We start from the raw sequence: 13,007 nt of genomic DNA on the forward strand, positions 1-13,007 counted from the left end.
TCCCCCGCCGGTAAAATATTGCCGCCAGAACTCAGCTGGAGGCAAGTTTGTCGCAATCGCAGTCGCGTAGAATTCTTTCTCTAAGGCAAGCAGGGGGTTAATACTCCTGCTCGCTACTATCCTCCTCACCATCTTCCTTCGGCAACCATTCGGGACCTTCACCATCGACTGTGAACCGGGCCAGCAGACGCTGGAAGTCGCTGCGCGGTAACAATAGCTGAAGCTCACAGTCGCCATTATCGCGATAAATCTCGCTCTGGATGGCGTTGATCTGGTACAACTGCGCGCGCAGGCGGGAGTGCTGGGGTTTCACCACCAGCTGACCACGCACCATCTGTTCGCCCAGGCGCTCAGCGATCGCTTCGATTAGCAGCTCACAGCCAACACCATTCGCCGCAGACAGCCACACCGCACGCGGCACGCCGCTCTCATCGCGATCGATGCGCGGCTCGCAATCAGCCAGCAGGTCAATCTTGTTATACACCAACAACTGCGGCAGGTCCGCAGCGCCAATTTCCTCAAGTACACTCTGCACCTCTTCGATCAAGTGCAGGCGATTCTCTGCAGCGGCATCTACCACATGCAGCAACAGGGTGGCCTGGGCGGCTTCCTCCAGTGTGGCTCGAAAAGCCTCCACAAGCTTATGCGGCAGGTGCGATACAAAACCTACTGTATCTGCCAATACCATGGCGCCAACATTGGGTAATTCAACCCGGCGCATGGTCGGGTCCAGTGTGGCGAACAGCTGATCGCGCACATAGACCTCGGCATCGGTGAGGCGATTAAATAAGGTGGACTTGCCGGCATTGGTGTAACCCACCAGCGATACTGTGGCCACTTCCGCACGAGAACGCGCGCGCCGACCCTGCTCCCGCTGGCGCCGGACTTTTTCTAGGCGCTTCTCAATGGAGTCGATACGTGCACGCAACAGGCGGCGATCCGTCTCCAACTGAGTTTCGCCCGGTCCACGGAGGCCGATACCCCCCTTCTGGCGCTCCAGGTGGGTCCAACCACGCACAAGCCGGGTGGCCATATGGCGCAACTGTGCCAGCTCCACCTGTAACTTACCCTCATGGGTACGCGCGCGCTGGGCAAAAATATCCAGGATCAAGCCAGTCCGGTCGAGCACCCGGCATTTCAGTTCGCGCTCAATATTGCGCTCCTGACTCGGGGAAAGGATATGATCGAAGATCACAAGCTCCGCGCCCTGATCTTTTACCACTTGGTGAATTTCTTCCAGTTTACCGCGCCCGACAAAAGTTTTCGGGTCCGGCGTTGCACGCTGGCCAAAGATAAAGCTGACCGGATCTGCTCCGGCAGAGAGGGCCAACTCCTCAAATTCACGAGGGTCATCGGGACTGTCGATTGCGGAGAGTTCTAGGTGTACCAGTACGGCCAGCTCACCGGATTCCGGTCGATCGAAAAACAATGGGAAATCTCTATTGCGGAAACGGGCAATAACCCGCCTTCCAGGCTGAAGTGGCAGCTGGCAAACCGCTAAGGGCTCGCTCGGCTGCTGGCGCCCCGGTAATGGGGGCGCTGGTCAAATTGCGCGGTTCAATTAGCTAAAGGATTCGCGCTCACCGCCTTCTCCGTTACCTTCACCACCATGCTGCGCCGCCGGGTTAAGCAGGGGCACGCGTACAGCGCGAGACGGTACAACAGTAGAAATGGCGTGCTTGTATACCATTTGGCTGACGGTATTTTTGAGTAACACCACAAATTGGTCGAAAGATTCAATTTGTCCTTGGAGCTTGATGCCGTTCACCAGATAAATAGAAACCGGGATACGCTCTTTGCGCAGTACGTTGAGGTAAGGGTCTTGTAAGCTATGCCCTTTTGACATCTTTTTTCTCCTTGTCAAAAAGCTGAATGCGGTATGCAGGCTGCAATCGTATCCGCGAAGTGCGCGGATCAAAAAACGACTGAGGTTGAATACGCGTGTAAGTAGTGTAGTAGCAAGCCGGAAAAGGCCGGCCCTTTGAAAACTGACTGAATGAGCTTGTCGTTTATTAGCCCAACCACGTTATGGATGCTCAAGCGAGAAATTTCAAGGCTTCCGCCAATATTTCGTCATTCTCACGCTCCTCACCATCTGTATTCTGAGTATGTAAAGTTTGTAACTCCGGCCAGCGTCGCAACCAGGTCAACTGGCGCTTGGCCAGCTGCCGCGTAGCGGCAATACCCGCAGTAACCATTTCATCGTAATCGATACGGCCATCCAGGAACTGCCACACCTGGCGATAACCTACCGCTCGGATCGCAGGCAAGTCCTCGTGCAGGTCGCCGCGAGCGCGCAGATCGCGCACCTCTTCAACAAATCCATCATTGAGCATCCGCTTAAAACGCAGCTCTATGCGCTGGTGTAACAGGGCACGGTCCCTCGGCATAATCGCCAGCTGGTTCACTTTGTACCGCTCCTGTACCCCACCTCCAGCTTGCTCACGACGCAGCTTGGAAAGAGGCTCTCCGGTGAGACGGTAGACTTCGAGCCCCCTCTCAATTCGCACTGAATGGTTCGGATGTAACTCCGCCGCCAATTCGGGGTCTACTTCGGCCAGTTCTGCGTGCAAAGCCGGCCAACCCTCTCGTTCCGCACGCGCCTCGATGTCTGCACGCAATTGTGCATCGGCCCCAGGCAGTTTTGCCATACCTTCTAGGAGAGCACGGAAATACAGCATAGTTCCGCCCACCAGTAAAGGAATCTTACCCGCTGCACTGATTTCGTCCATAGCCTGGAGAGCATCCCTACGGAATTCCCCTGCGGAATAGGACTCACTGGGATCGCAAATATCGATAAGACGATGGGGGTAATGCACCAGCTCTTCAGGGCTCGGTTTGGCGGAACCCAGATCCAGGCCACGATAAACCAGGGCCGAGTCGACACTGATCAACTCTACCGGCAGATTATCTGCCAATGCCATGGCCAAATCTGTCTTGCCCGATGCAGTGGGGCCCATCAGGAAAATTGCGCGGGGTCTCTCAACTGGTGTGTGCTCGTTCAAATCACCACCCATTTTTAACACGCGGCTATTGACCACGCATAAACCACTTATCCATATCCGCCAGTTTAACCTGGGTCCAGGTGGGGCGGCCGTGATTGCATTGGCCACTGCGTTCGGTGCGCTCCATATCCCGCAACAGGGCATTCATCTCAGGTAGCGTCAGGCGGCGGTTGGCACGCACCGAGCCATGACAGGCCATAGTGCCTAGAATTTCATTAATTCGCTCACCGATACGCTCGCTATCCCCCTGTCCTAACAAATCAGAGAGAACATCGCGTACCAGTTGCTCCACTTCTGCCCCGTGCAGCATGGTGGGCACTTGGCGCACCAACAGGGTCTCAGGCCCGGCTCGCTGCAGTACAAAACCGAGGGATGTAAAAACCTCACTGCGCTCTTCGAAACAGTCCGCCTCTCGCTGGCTTACCGCCAGACTCACCGGTACCAGCAACGGCTGCGCCTGGATACCGCCAGCGGCATGAGCAGTTTTCATGTGCTCATACACAATACGCTCATGGGCGGCATGCATATCCACCACAATCATGCCCTGCTCATTCTGCGCGAGAATATAAATCCCATGTAATTGAGCAATGGCGAACCCCAGCGGAGGTACCTCTTCGCCAGAGCCCGTCTCGTCAGCCACAGATAATGTCGCCACCCCAGCCACACTGGTAGTCGGTTCGGTCCCGACAGCTACCGGCTCAGCAACTGCAGAATTTTCCTGATATGGCCGATGCAGAGTACCGTAAGCGTTCATCTGCTGTTGCAGGTTTGCCGGGGATGGTTTACTGCTCAGCGGCATTTTCTGCTGCCCGGCAAACTCTCCAACCTGGATCCCGGAAGCTCTTCCCGTATCCGTAGGTTGAGCGGCCTCTGCCACTACTTCCTCAACAGTTTCCTCCTTTTGTCCGGGGCGTACATCGGCCAGCGCTCGATGTAGGCTACCAAACAGGAAGTCATGTACCAGACGGCCATCGCGGAAGCGTACTTCGTGCTTGGTGGGGTGCACATTGACATCCACAGATGCCGGGTCCAGCTCCAGATAAAGTACAAATGCTGGGTGGCGACCGTGATAGAGCACATCGGCAAAAGCGCGGCGTACCGCGTGGCTTACCACCTTGTCGCGGATGGCGCGGCCGTTGACATAGAAGAACTGCAGGTCGGCCTGGGAACGCGAGAACGCAGGCTCAGCCACCCAGCCCCACAGGCGCAAACCACTGCGCTCGACATCGATATGTAGGGCATTCTGCATAAACGCAGGGCCGCAGATCTGGGCCACACGTCGCTCCATCTCCACACGGCCACTACCCGCGCGCAAGTTGTGCACACCCTTGCCGTTATGACGCAGACTGATGGAAACATCGAAACGGGACAGTGCCAATCGCTTGATGGTGTCGTCAACGCGATTGAATTCGGTCTTTTCCGTACGCAAGAATTTCCGTCTTGCCGGAGTGTTAAAAAACAGGTCACGCACATCCACCGTGGTGCCGCGCGGGTGGGCCGCCGGCGCCAGCTGCGCCTGCATATCGCGGCCCTCCGCACTCACCTGCCAGCCCTTACCACTCTCATCGCGGCTGCTGGTCAGGGCCAGGCGTGCCACCGAGGAAATACTGGCGAGAGCCTCACCGCGAAAGCCCAAGGTAGCAACCGCCTCCAGATCCTCCAGTGCGTGGATCTTCGATGTGGCATGGCGGGCCAGTGCCATAGGCAGGTCCTCGCGCTCGATTCCTTTTCCGTTATCGCGCACTTTCATACGCTTGATACCGCCGTTGTCGATATCCACTTCCAGGCGTGTGGCGCCGGCATCGAGGCTGTTTTCCAGCAGCTCTTTGACCACCGAAGCCGGGCGTTCCACAACTTCACCAGCGGCGATCTGGTTGGCAAGACGGGGCGATAATTGCTGGATACGTTCGTGCATGGATTCTGGCCTGTTAGTGCTGCTTTGACCGGTCCGATAAGGCGTCTGGTTTCAAGTGTTGTTAGCCTGAGGGAATGCTCAGCGTCTGCCCAACACGGATAATAGAGGTATTGATGCCATTGGCTTTTTTTAACGCAGCCACTGAAATCTTGTAGCGCGCAGCAATACCGGACAGGGTCTCGCCGCGGGCTATAACATGGCGCCGCTCCCTAGCATCCTGATTAACCGCCAGCCAGGTTCCCGCCGGTGGGCGACTGCTGAAGTGGGCCACTATACCGTCGCTGATTTTTTGTGCCAGTTTACGTTGGAATTTCGGGTCACGCAGGCGCTTTGATTCCTGGGGATTGGTGATAAAGCCAGTCTCCACCAGGATTGAAGGCACGTCAGGCGAGCGCAACACAGCGAAGTTGGCCTGTTCCACCCGCTTCTTGTGTAAATGGGTCACCGATCCCAGCTGTGTCAGTACACTGGCTCCAATATCCAGGCTCGCATTCATGGTGGCGGTCATGGACAGATCCAACAATACACCGGCCAGAGTGTCATCCTTATCCCCCAGATTCAGGCTGCCAGCACCCCCAATCAAGTCCGATTCGTTTTCCCGCTGGGCCAGGAAGCGCGCCGTTTCACTGGTGGCGCCCCGGGTGGATACAGCATAGACACCAGCACCGCGGGCATCCTTGCGGGTAAAAGCATCTGCATGGATAGAGACAAACAGGTCAGCCCCCCGTTTGCGACCAAAATTTACCCGATCGCGATGTGCAACGTAATAATCACCGGAGCGCACCAACTTGGCGCTAAAGCCGCGCTTACTATTAATTCGCTTATTCAGCTGTTTGGCAATGGCCAGCACCACATCTTTCTCCCGCAGCCTGCCGGGCCCCAGGGCCCCGGGGTCCTCACCACCATGCCCGGCATCAATAACCACTACAATATCTCGCTCCCGACTGACCTGTTGCAGGGTTTTTTCCTCGCTCTTGACCTTGTCGTAAAGGTCTATTACCAAGCGATCTGGCAACTGCTCGTGGCGGCGCAGAGCGAAACTGCGCGGCTTGATCTGTTGTTTGAGGTCGAGCACCACGCGTAAGTCTTTCTTGTTTTGACGCGCATGGCGTAACTGAGCGATAGGAGTATCTTTTAAATCCAGTGCATCCAACTGGGCCTGCAGCTTGGTATCAGCAATATCCACCACTACCCGGTGCGGCCCACTCAGGGTAAAGAGCTTGTGTTCCGCCGGCCCGCTTAAATCAAAAACTAGGCGCGTATGATCCGGCGCACGCCACAGACGCACACCCTCCACTTCTGCCGCCTCCAGCGGCACTATCATCGCCAGCCCAAAAACCAAGGCCACCAGTGTCCGCCACATCAAACTCATTACATCCCAGTCCTTTCACTTATTGTTATTCACGCACCCTCTAAACAAGGTCTGCTCATTAGTCCCGCAACAATTTTTCCATCATACCGAGCACTGCGCTGCCTCGGCCGGTGCAGGCAGTCAATAGTAGCTGCCTGCCACTATCTGGAACTTCCAGGTCCAGCTGCAAATCCGGCTCCGGCAATACACCGGCACCGCGCTCCGGCCATTCCACCAGACTCAGACAGTGGGGGGCGAAATAGTCCCTCACTCCCATAAACTCCAACTCTTCAGCATCACCAAGCCGGTACAGATCGAAGTGATAAACCCGCTGGGCGCCCATTTCATAGGGCTCCACCAATGTATAAGTGGGGCTCTTTACTGCGCCCTCATGGCCAAATGCTCTCAACACTCCTCGGCAAAAAGTGGTTTTTCCAGCACCCAATTGACCGTTCAGGTACAGGGTCAGCCCCTCCTGTAGACCACTGGCCAGGCAGGCTCGGCCCAACGCCTCTCCGCCAGCCACCGTTGCCTCTTCGTCCGCTAAATACAATTTGAGTTCACTCACAGTCAGTCCACCAACCGTCGAATCCAGGGCAGTAAATCGGTCGCCAATAAACCGCGCTGACCCTCCTCTGCGGCACGGTTACCCGCTTCTCCATGCAGCCATACCGCCAGGCGAGCCGCCTCCACCAATGGCAGGTGCTGGCCGATCAGTGCAGCAACAATTCCCGTCAGCAGGTCGCCCATACCACCGGAAGCCATACCCGGATTGCCTGCGTTAATCAGGTCGACACCACTTTCATGGGCGATCACAGTACCCGCACCCTTAAGTATCACCACACCACTGAATTTCTGCTGAACTGCGAGAGCTGCCGCACGGGGATTGGCCATGACTTCCGCGGTATCAATGCCAAGCAGACGCGCCGCCTCTCCCACATGGGGGGTCAGTACCCAGTCATCTCGCTTCATGCCGGCCAATACCCGGCCTTCGGCCAGGATATTCAATGCATCGGCATCCACCACCAGGGGCACCTTTGCACGGCCAGCGCGGGCAAGCAGCTGCTCACTCCAGGGAGAGCGACCGAGGCCAGGGCCTACCGCAATAACACTGGGGCCTTCAATAAGTGGCTCCAGTTCCTGTCCGGAAATAACCGGGTGTGCCATCACTTCAGGGCAGCGAGTCAAAGCTGCGGACAAGTGCTCCGGGCGGGTGGCCAGGGAAATCAAGCCAGCACCAGCGCGCGCGCTGGACTGGGCGGCCATTAATGCTGCTCCGCCAAAGCCGCTGTCGCCACCAACGATCAGGATATGGCCAAACTGATTTTTAAAACTATCCGCTGCGCGCGCCGGTAGGCGTTTAATACTCGCCGCCGTGTAGCGTTGTGCCAAGGCCTGAACGGCGCTATAGGCTTGCGCAGGAGCACCCAAGTCCTCGAACTTCACCTCGCCACACAGTGCCGGACCCCGGCCGCAGTAGAGGCCCAGTTTGCGCCCAATAAAAGTCACCGTCATATCTGCCGTGACAGCGAAGCCGGCGGCTCCTGTATCGGCGCTCAGGCCGGAGGGGATATCCACGGCTAAGACCGGTCCAGGGCTTTTCTCAATTCTCTCCACTGCGTGGGCGACATCTGTGCGCAATTCCCCACTAAACCCAGTTCCGAGCAGGGCGTCCACAATCAGCGTGTCACCGTCGGCACTATCCAGCTCGGCGAGAGAGGTCAACACCTTTACACCCTCGCGACGGGCATAGTCGTGAGCCTCACGCGCATCACCCTGCAGTTTTTTCGAATCGGTACAGGCATAAACAGTAACCGGTATCTTTTTTTGCGCTGCCAGGGCCGCAATTACATAGCCATCCCCTCCATTGTTACCGCCGCCGCAAAAGACCTGGATGCGGCCAATATCAGGCCATTGCGCCTGCAAATGCTTAAAGGCGGCGCGGCCAGCGCGTTTCATTAATTGAATGGAAGGGATTTCCAGCGCAGCTAAGGTTTGTCGGTCGAGTTCCCGTACCGATTCGGCACTGTACAGAGGTTGTGGCGTATCCATGCGGCTCCCGCAATGTGGTCAAGAATTCATCTGTGGCAAAATAGGCGATTGCATCGCTGTCAGTTGCACTGACAGCAAAGTATACCGCCCCGGCCAAACAATGTGCTTGCACGGGATATCGAGCTGCTTTTACTTATGACCGAATCACTGCTCGCCGAATTAGCCGACCTGATTAAAATCTGGGGGCGTGAGCTGGGCTTTCAGCAAGTAGGCATTACTGATTGCCAGCTGGAAGAGGATGGCGAGCGCCTGCGTGCCTGGATTGATGCGGGCTACAACGCAGATATGGAGTGGATGGGCGCTCACGGAGAAAAGCGCTGGCGCCCAGAACTACTGGAGGAAGGTACCATCCGAGCTATCAGTGTGCGCCTCGACTACCTGCCTCCAGATACCCAACCAATCAAGGTGCTGAAAGACTCCAGCAAGGCCTATGTCTCCCGCTATGCCAATGGGCGCGATTACCACAAGTTGATTCGCAAACGCCTGGCCAGCCTGGCCAAGAAAATTGATGCTTTCTGTGCCGAACACGGTATCGAATCAAAGGGACGCGCCTTTACTGACAGCGCCCCGGTAATGGAGCGGGCACTGGCCCGCAAGGCCGGTCTCGGCTGGGTGGGCAAGAACTGTTTACTGATCAATTCAAAGGCCGGCTCGTTCTTTTTCCTCGGCGAGATCTATACCAACCTCCCCCTGCCTATTGACAAGGGTGACTTTGCCGACGAGTGTGGCGACTGTGTGGCTTGTCTCCGGGTATGCCCAACTGATGCATTTATCGGCCCCCGCACCCTGGATGCGGGCCGCTGTATCTCCTATCTAACCATCGAAAATAAAGGGTCAATCCCCGAAGAGTTTCGCGAGCCCATCGGCAACCGTGTTTTTGGCTGCGACGACTGCCAGACAATCTGCCCCTGGAACAAATTCGCCAAGCCCACCGCCGAGCAGGATTTCCACCCGCGCCACGGACTGGATAACGGCGAGCTATTGGCGCTGTTCAACTGGAGCGAGGAAGAGTTTCTGCGCAAGACCGAAGGCTCGCCAATTCGCCGTATTGGTTACGAGCGCTGGCAGCGCAACCTGGCGGTTGCTCTCGGCAATGGCGAAGCCAGCGATGCGGTTTTTGATACCCTGGAACACGCGCGAAAAATTGCCACACCGCTGGTGCTTGAGCATATCGACTGGGCCCTGGCACGTTTGCGCAGTGGCCGAAAGCGCAAGCGCAAGATCAAGCGCGCCCCCAGATAAGGGGCGCGGCGATACACAAAATGAAACAGAGAATCAGAGACGAAAAAATGTCTCGCGGTAATGGCGCAGCTCCTCGATCGAATCGCGGATATCATCCAGAGCCAGATGATTACTATGTTTTTTTACACCATCCAGTACTTCCGGGCGCCAGCGCCTGGCCAGTTCCTTCACCGAGCTCACATCCAGGTTGCGATAATGGAAATAGGATTCCAACTGCGGCATATATTTGACCAGAAAGCGGCGATCCTGGCCGATAGAGTTACCGCACATAGGAGAAGCGCCCTCCGGCACCCAGTGCCGCAAGAACTCCAGGGTTTCCCGCTCCGCTTCCCGCTCGGAAATATTTGACTCTTTTACCCGCGCCACCAAACCGGAGCCACCATGTTGCTCAGTGTTCCAATCATCCATGGCATCCAACAGCGCACTACTCTGGTGAACCACCAGAGCTGGGCCCTCGGCGAGGATATTGAGGCGCGAATCGGTCACTATGGTAGCGATCTCGATAATGCGCTCTTTTTCCGGATCGAGGCCAGTCATTTCCAGGTCAATCCAGATCAGGTTGTTCTGGTCCACAGGGTTCTCCTCAAACTTTCCGCGCAAGTTACCGCAACTCCCCTGCAATAGCTATAATCCGCCGCTGATCCCCAGGTGCCAGCGCATGAGTAAACGCAAATTGAACCGACGCCAACAATGGCGAATCAGCAAAATCCAGCAAGAGCGAGAGGCGCGCGCGCGCAAACGCGAACAGTCAGCAGAACAAGCGATGGATGAAGTCCAGCTGGCCCAGGAACAGACCGGCCTGGTGATCGCCAATTACGGCACCCAGATATTGGTGGAAAGTGAGAGTGATTCCTCCCTGCGTCAGCGCTGCCACCTACGCGCCAATATCGAGACACTGGTTACTGGCGACCAGGTAGCTTGGCGCCCGGCTACCAGTGAGAGCGACGGTGGCTATGGCGTTGTCGGCGCGCGCCTACCCCGTACATCGGAACTGCAGCGACCAGATCGCTACGGTGACTTGAAAACTGTGGCCGCCAATATCGATCGCATTGTTATTGTTATCGCCCCCTATCCTGAGCCCTTTGCAAACGCCATCGACCGCTACCTGGTGGCTGCGGAAACCACGGGTATTGCCCCTATTTTGTTGCTGAACAAAATAGACCTGATCGACGACAGCAACTGCAAGACCCTGGAAGAGCTGCTGGCTCCCTACCCCGATCTGGGCTATCCGGTACTCAAACTCTCCACCAAAACCGGGGAGGGCTTGCCCCAATTGCTGGAAACCCTGGCCCAGGGCAGCAGTGTTTTTGTAGGCCAGTCTGGCGTGGGTAAATCCTCTCTGGTAAACGCCCTGCTCCCCAGCGCCGGAGCGCGCACCGGCGCCTTATCGGAAGCCACTCTAAAGGGGACTCACACCACCACCGCGGCGGAACTGTTTCATCTGCCCAGTGGTGGCGATCTGATAGACTCCCCCGGCATCCGGGAGTTTGGCCTATGGCACATGGAGGAGGCCGCACTACTGGAGGGGTTCGTTGAGTTCCGCCCATTTATTGGCCATTGCCGCTTTCGCGACTGCCGCCACCAGGGGGAGCCCGGCTGCGCCATCCACGAGGCACTAACCAATGGCGAAATTAGCCAGCGCCGTATGAACAGTTTTCTGCACCTGCGTAACAGCCTGGAATCGGAGAATAAATATTGAACCTGATTATTGAGGCGGAGGATCTCGTCGCCGAGCTGGAACACGAAGAGCTATTAATTGTCGATCTTAGCTCCAGCCAAAATTATCTGAGCGGCCATATTCCGGGTGCCTTACACCTGCCGTTCCATGTCTTGATGGCGGGTACACCTCCGGCACCGGGGAAACTGCCAGATCTGGATCAGCTGACTCATATATTCCGCTCTATTGGTCTGCGTCCGGAAACCCATGTAGTCGCCTGTGATGACGAGGGTGGCGGTTGGGCAGGACGTTTCCTGTGGACACTGGAGGTGATTGGCCACCGCAACTACAGCTACTTAAATGGTGGCATGCGCGCTTGGCGCGGTGCGGGGCTGCCTCTCACCACTGAGGAGCCGCAGATCACCCCCAGTAATATCGAGGTATCCATCGACACAGCCTCAACCATGGATGCCGAGCAAATCCAGGCGCAACTGGACAACCCGAATTTCACTGTCTGGGATGCACGATCACCGCAGGAATATTCGGGCGAACGGGTACTGGCCATGAAAGGTGGGCATATCCCTGGTGCCATCAACTGCGAGTGGACCCAACTTATGGACCCCCAGCGCGACTTGCGTATTCGCACTGATGCGAGAGAGTTTCTCGCCGAGTTGGGGATCGATGATAAGCACCGGGTCGTTACCCACTGCCAGAGTCACCACCGTTCCGGCTTTACCTGGCTCGTGGGTAAATCCTTGGGCTTCGATATTTGTGCCTATCCCGGTTCCTGGAGCGAGTGGGGCAACCTGCCCGATACGCCGGTAAAACAGTAAGAATCACCGAGAAACGTTGTAATTCTATGAATCCAAAACTCTTTGCCGCACTGCAATACCTCACCCCGCAGCACGTCTTGTCCCGCGCTGCCGGCTGGCTGGCAAACACCGAAATCAAATCGATCAAAGACCCATTTACCCGCTGGTTTGTGGAGAAATATGGCGTCAATATGCTGGAGGCGAAGGAGACCGACTACACCGCCTATCGCACCTTTAACGATTTCTTCACCCGTGAACTAAAAGAGGATGCACGTCCAATTGTCGCTGGTGAATCCAGCCTTGCCTGCCCGGCAGATGGCGCCATCAGCCAACTTGGAGGCATCCACAATGGCCGTATATTCCAGGCCAAAGGGCATGATTACAGCCTGTTGGAACTGGTGGGCGGAAATCCTGAATTGGCAGCAGAGTTTGATAATGGCCACTTTGCCACGGTTTACCTGTCACCCAAGGATTACCATCGGGTACATATGCCCATCGCCGGCACCCTGCGCAGCATGACCTATGTGCCAGGCCAACTGTTCTCAGTCAACACAGTCACTGCGGAAAACGTGCCTCGCCTGTTCGCTCGCAATGAGCGTCTGGTTTGTGTATTCGATACCGCCGCCGGTCCGATGGCGATGATCTTGGTCGGCGCCATGATTGTTGCCGGAATTGAGACCGTTTGGACAGGCCAGGTAACCCCGCATAGACGCGAAGTACGCAGCACCAATTATCTCGATAATGCGCCGATTCACCTGGAAAAGGGCGAGGAGATGGGTCGCTTTAAACTGGGCTCGACAGTGATCATGCTATTTGGCGCGGATCAGGTGCGCTGGTTGGACGCTTTGGAGGCGGAATCTCCTGTGCAGATGGGTGAACACTTTGGCAACCTAGTCGCGGAGAAAGACTGATACTCAGGCAAGTTTGAGGGGGCGGATCACACCGCCCTTCGCGGATAATTTATTCGTTTGAA

At 56.5% G+C, this 13,007-nt stretch carries 12 protein-coding genes; 4 read left to right on the forward strand and 8 right to left on the reverse strand.

The genetic code is table 11. The features are described from left to right. Nucleotides 1-97 precede the first annotated feature (97 nt). From hflX to GL2_RS05425, 7 genes are all read right to left on the reverse strand, one after another. Nucleotides 98-1,429, reverse strand: coding sequence for a ribosome rescue GTPase HflX (hflX, locus tag GL2_RS05395; RefSeq protein ID WP_143729637.1), 1,332 nt, complete (start codon nucleotides 1,427-1,429; stop codon nucleotides 98-100). Nucleotides 1,430-1,561: 132 nt separating this feature from the next. Further along, nucleotides 1,562-1,846 (reverse strand): RNA chaperone Hfq, encoded by a 285-nt coding sequence (gene hfq, locus GL2_RS05400; protein ID WP_020413623.1) that lies wholly within the window; start codon nucleotides 1,844-1,846, stop codon nucleotides 1,562-1,564. Nucleotides 1,847-2,036: 190 nt separating this feature from the next. Next, complete coding sequence (miaA, locus tag GL2_RS05405) at nucleotides 2,037-2,960, reverse strand: tRNA (adenosine(37)-N6)-dimethylallyltransferase MiaA (RefSeq protein ID WP_232053826.1); 924 nt, start codon at nucleotides 2,958-2,960, stop codon at nucleotides 2,037-2,039. A gap of 70 nt (nucleotides 2,961-3,030) precedes the next feature. After that, a complete protein-coding gene (gene mutL, locus GL2_RS05410; RefSeq protein WP_143729638.1) occupies nucleotides 3,031-4,920 on the reverse strand; it encodes a DNA mismatch repair endonuclease MutL in 1,890 nt (629 codons plus the stop codon). Nucleotides 4,921-4,981: 61 nt separating this feature from the next. Beyond that, nucleotides 4,982-6,292 (reverse strand): N-acetylmuramoyl-L-alanine amidase, encoded by a 1,311-nt coding sequence (locus GL2_RS05415; RefSeq protein WP_143729639.1) that lies wholly within the window; start codon nucleotides 6,290-6,292, stop codon nucleotides 4,982-4,984. Nucleotides 6,293-6,350: 58 nt separating this feature from the next. Beyond that, nucleotides 6,351-6,839: a tRNA (adenosine(37)-N6)-threonylcarbamoyltransferase complex ATPase subunit type 1 TsaE gene (tsaE, locus tag GL2_RS05420; protein WP_143729640.1), complete on the reverse strand. Its 489-nt coding sequence runs from the start codon at nucleotides 6,837-6,839 to the stop codon at nucleotides 6,351-6,353. Between the two features lie 2 nt (nucleotides 6,840-6,841). Further along, nucleotides 6,842-8,323: an NAD(P)H-hydrate dehydratase gene (locus GL2_RS05425; RefSeq protein WP_143729641.1), complete on the reverse strand. Its 1,482-nt coding sequence runs from the start codon at nucleotides 8,321-8,323 to the stop codon at nucleotides 6,842-6,844. Between the two features lie 135 nt (nucleotides 8,324-8,458). Between GL2_RS05425 and queG the strand changes: the two genes are divergently transcribed. After that, nucleotides 8,459-9,565, forward strand: a complete 1,107-nt coding sequence (queG, locus tag GL2_RS05430; RefSeq protein WP_172621068.1) for a tRNA epoxyqueuosine(34) reductase QueG — start codon at nucleotides 8,459-8,461, stop codon at nucleotides 9,563-9,565. A 33-nt stretch (nucleotides 9,566-9,598) separates the two neighbouring features. On the opposite strand, the gene orn is transcribed toward queG, so the two are convergent. Then, a complete protein-coding gene (orn, locus tag GL2_RS05435) occupies nucleotides 9,599-10,138 on the reverse strand; it encodes an oligoribonuclease (RefSeq protein WP_143729643.1) in 540 nt (179 codons plus the stop codon). Nucleotides 10,139-10,223: 85 nt separating this feature from the next. Between orn and rsgA the strand changes: the two genes are divergently transcribed. Genes rsgA through asd form a run of 3 tightly spaced genes read left to right on the forward strand, consistent with a single transcriptional unit; the run spans nucleotide 10,224 to nucleotide 12,945 of the window. After that, nucleotides 10,224-11,264, forward strand: a complete 1,041-nt coding sequence (rsgA, locus tag GL2_RS05440; protein WP_143729644.1) for a small ribosomal subunit biogenesis GTPase RsgA — start codon at nucleotides 10,224-10,226, stop codon at nucleotides 11,262-11,264. Next, nucleotides 11,261-12,055 carry a sulfurtransferase gene (locus tag GL2_RS05445; protein WP_143729645.1) on the forward strand — a complete coding sequence of 265 codons (795 nt, stop codon included), beginning with the start codon at nucleotides 11,261-11,263 and terminating at the stop codon, nucleotides 12,053-12,055. The genes rsgA and GL2_RS05445 overlap by 4 nt, the downstream gene beginning before the upstream one ends. A gap of 26 nt (nucleotides 12,056-12,081) precedes the next feature. Next, entirely contained in the window at nucleotides 12,082-12,945 is an 864-nt protein-coding gene (asd, locus tag GL2_RS05450; RefSeq protein WP_143729646.1) for an archaetidylserine decarboxylase, read from the forward strand. The last annotated feature ends 62 nt before the right edge of the window (nucleotides 12,946-13,007 follow it).

The sequence above is a fragment of the Microbulbifer sp. GL-2 genome (assembly GCF_007183175.1).
Lineage (GTDB): Bacteria > Pseudomonadota > Gammaproteobacteria > Pseudomonadales > Cellvibrionaceae > Microbulbifer.

Coding starts and splice junctions, on each gene's coding strand:
- hfq (WP_020413623.1), bottom strand. CDS start 1,846: ATGTCAAAAGGGCATAGCTTACAAGACCCTTACCTCAACGTACTGCGC.
- miaA (WP_232053826.1), bottom strand. CDS start 2,960: ATGGGCCCCACTGCATCGGGCAAGACAGATTTGGCCATGGCATTGGCA.
- mutL (WP_143729638.1), bottom strand. CDS start 4,920: ATGCACGAACGTATCCAGCAATTATCGCCCCGTCTTGCCAACCAGATC.
- GL2_RS05415 (WP_143729639.1), bottom strand. CDS start 6,292: ATGAGTTTGATGTGGCGGACACTGGTGGCCTTGGTTTTTGGGCTGGCG.
- GL2_RS05425 (WP_143729641.1), bottom strand. CDS start 8,323: ATGGATACGCCACAACCTCTGTACAGTGCCGAATCGGTACGGGAACTC.
- queG (WP_172621068.1), top strand. CDS start 8,459: ATGACCGAATCACTGCTCGCCGAATTAGCCGACCTGATTAAAATCTGG.
- rsgA (WP_143729644.1), top strand. CDS start 10,224: ATGAGTAAACGCAAATTGAACCGACGCCAACAATGGCGAATCAGCAAA.
- asd (WP_143729646.1), top strand. CDS start 12,082: ATGAATCCAAAACTCTTTGCCGCACTGCAATACCTCACCCCGCAGCAC.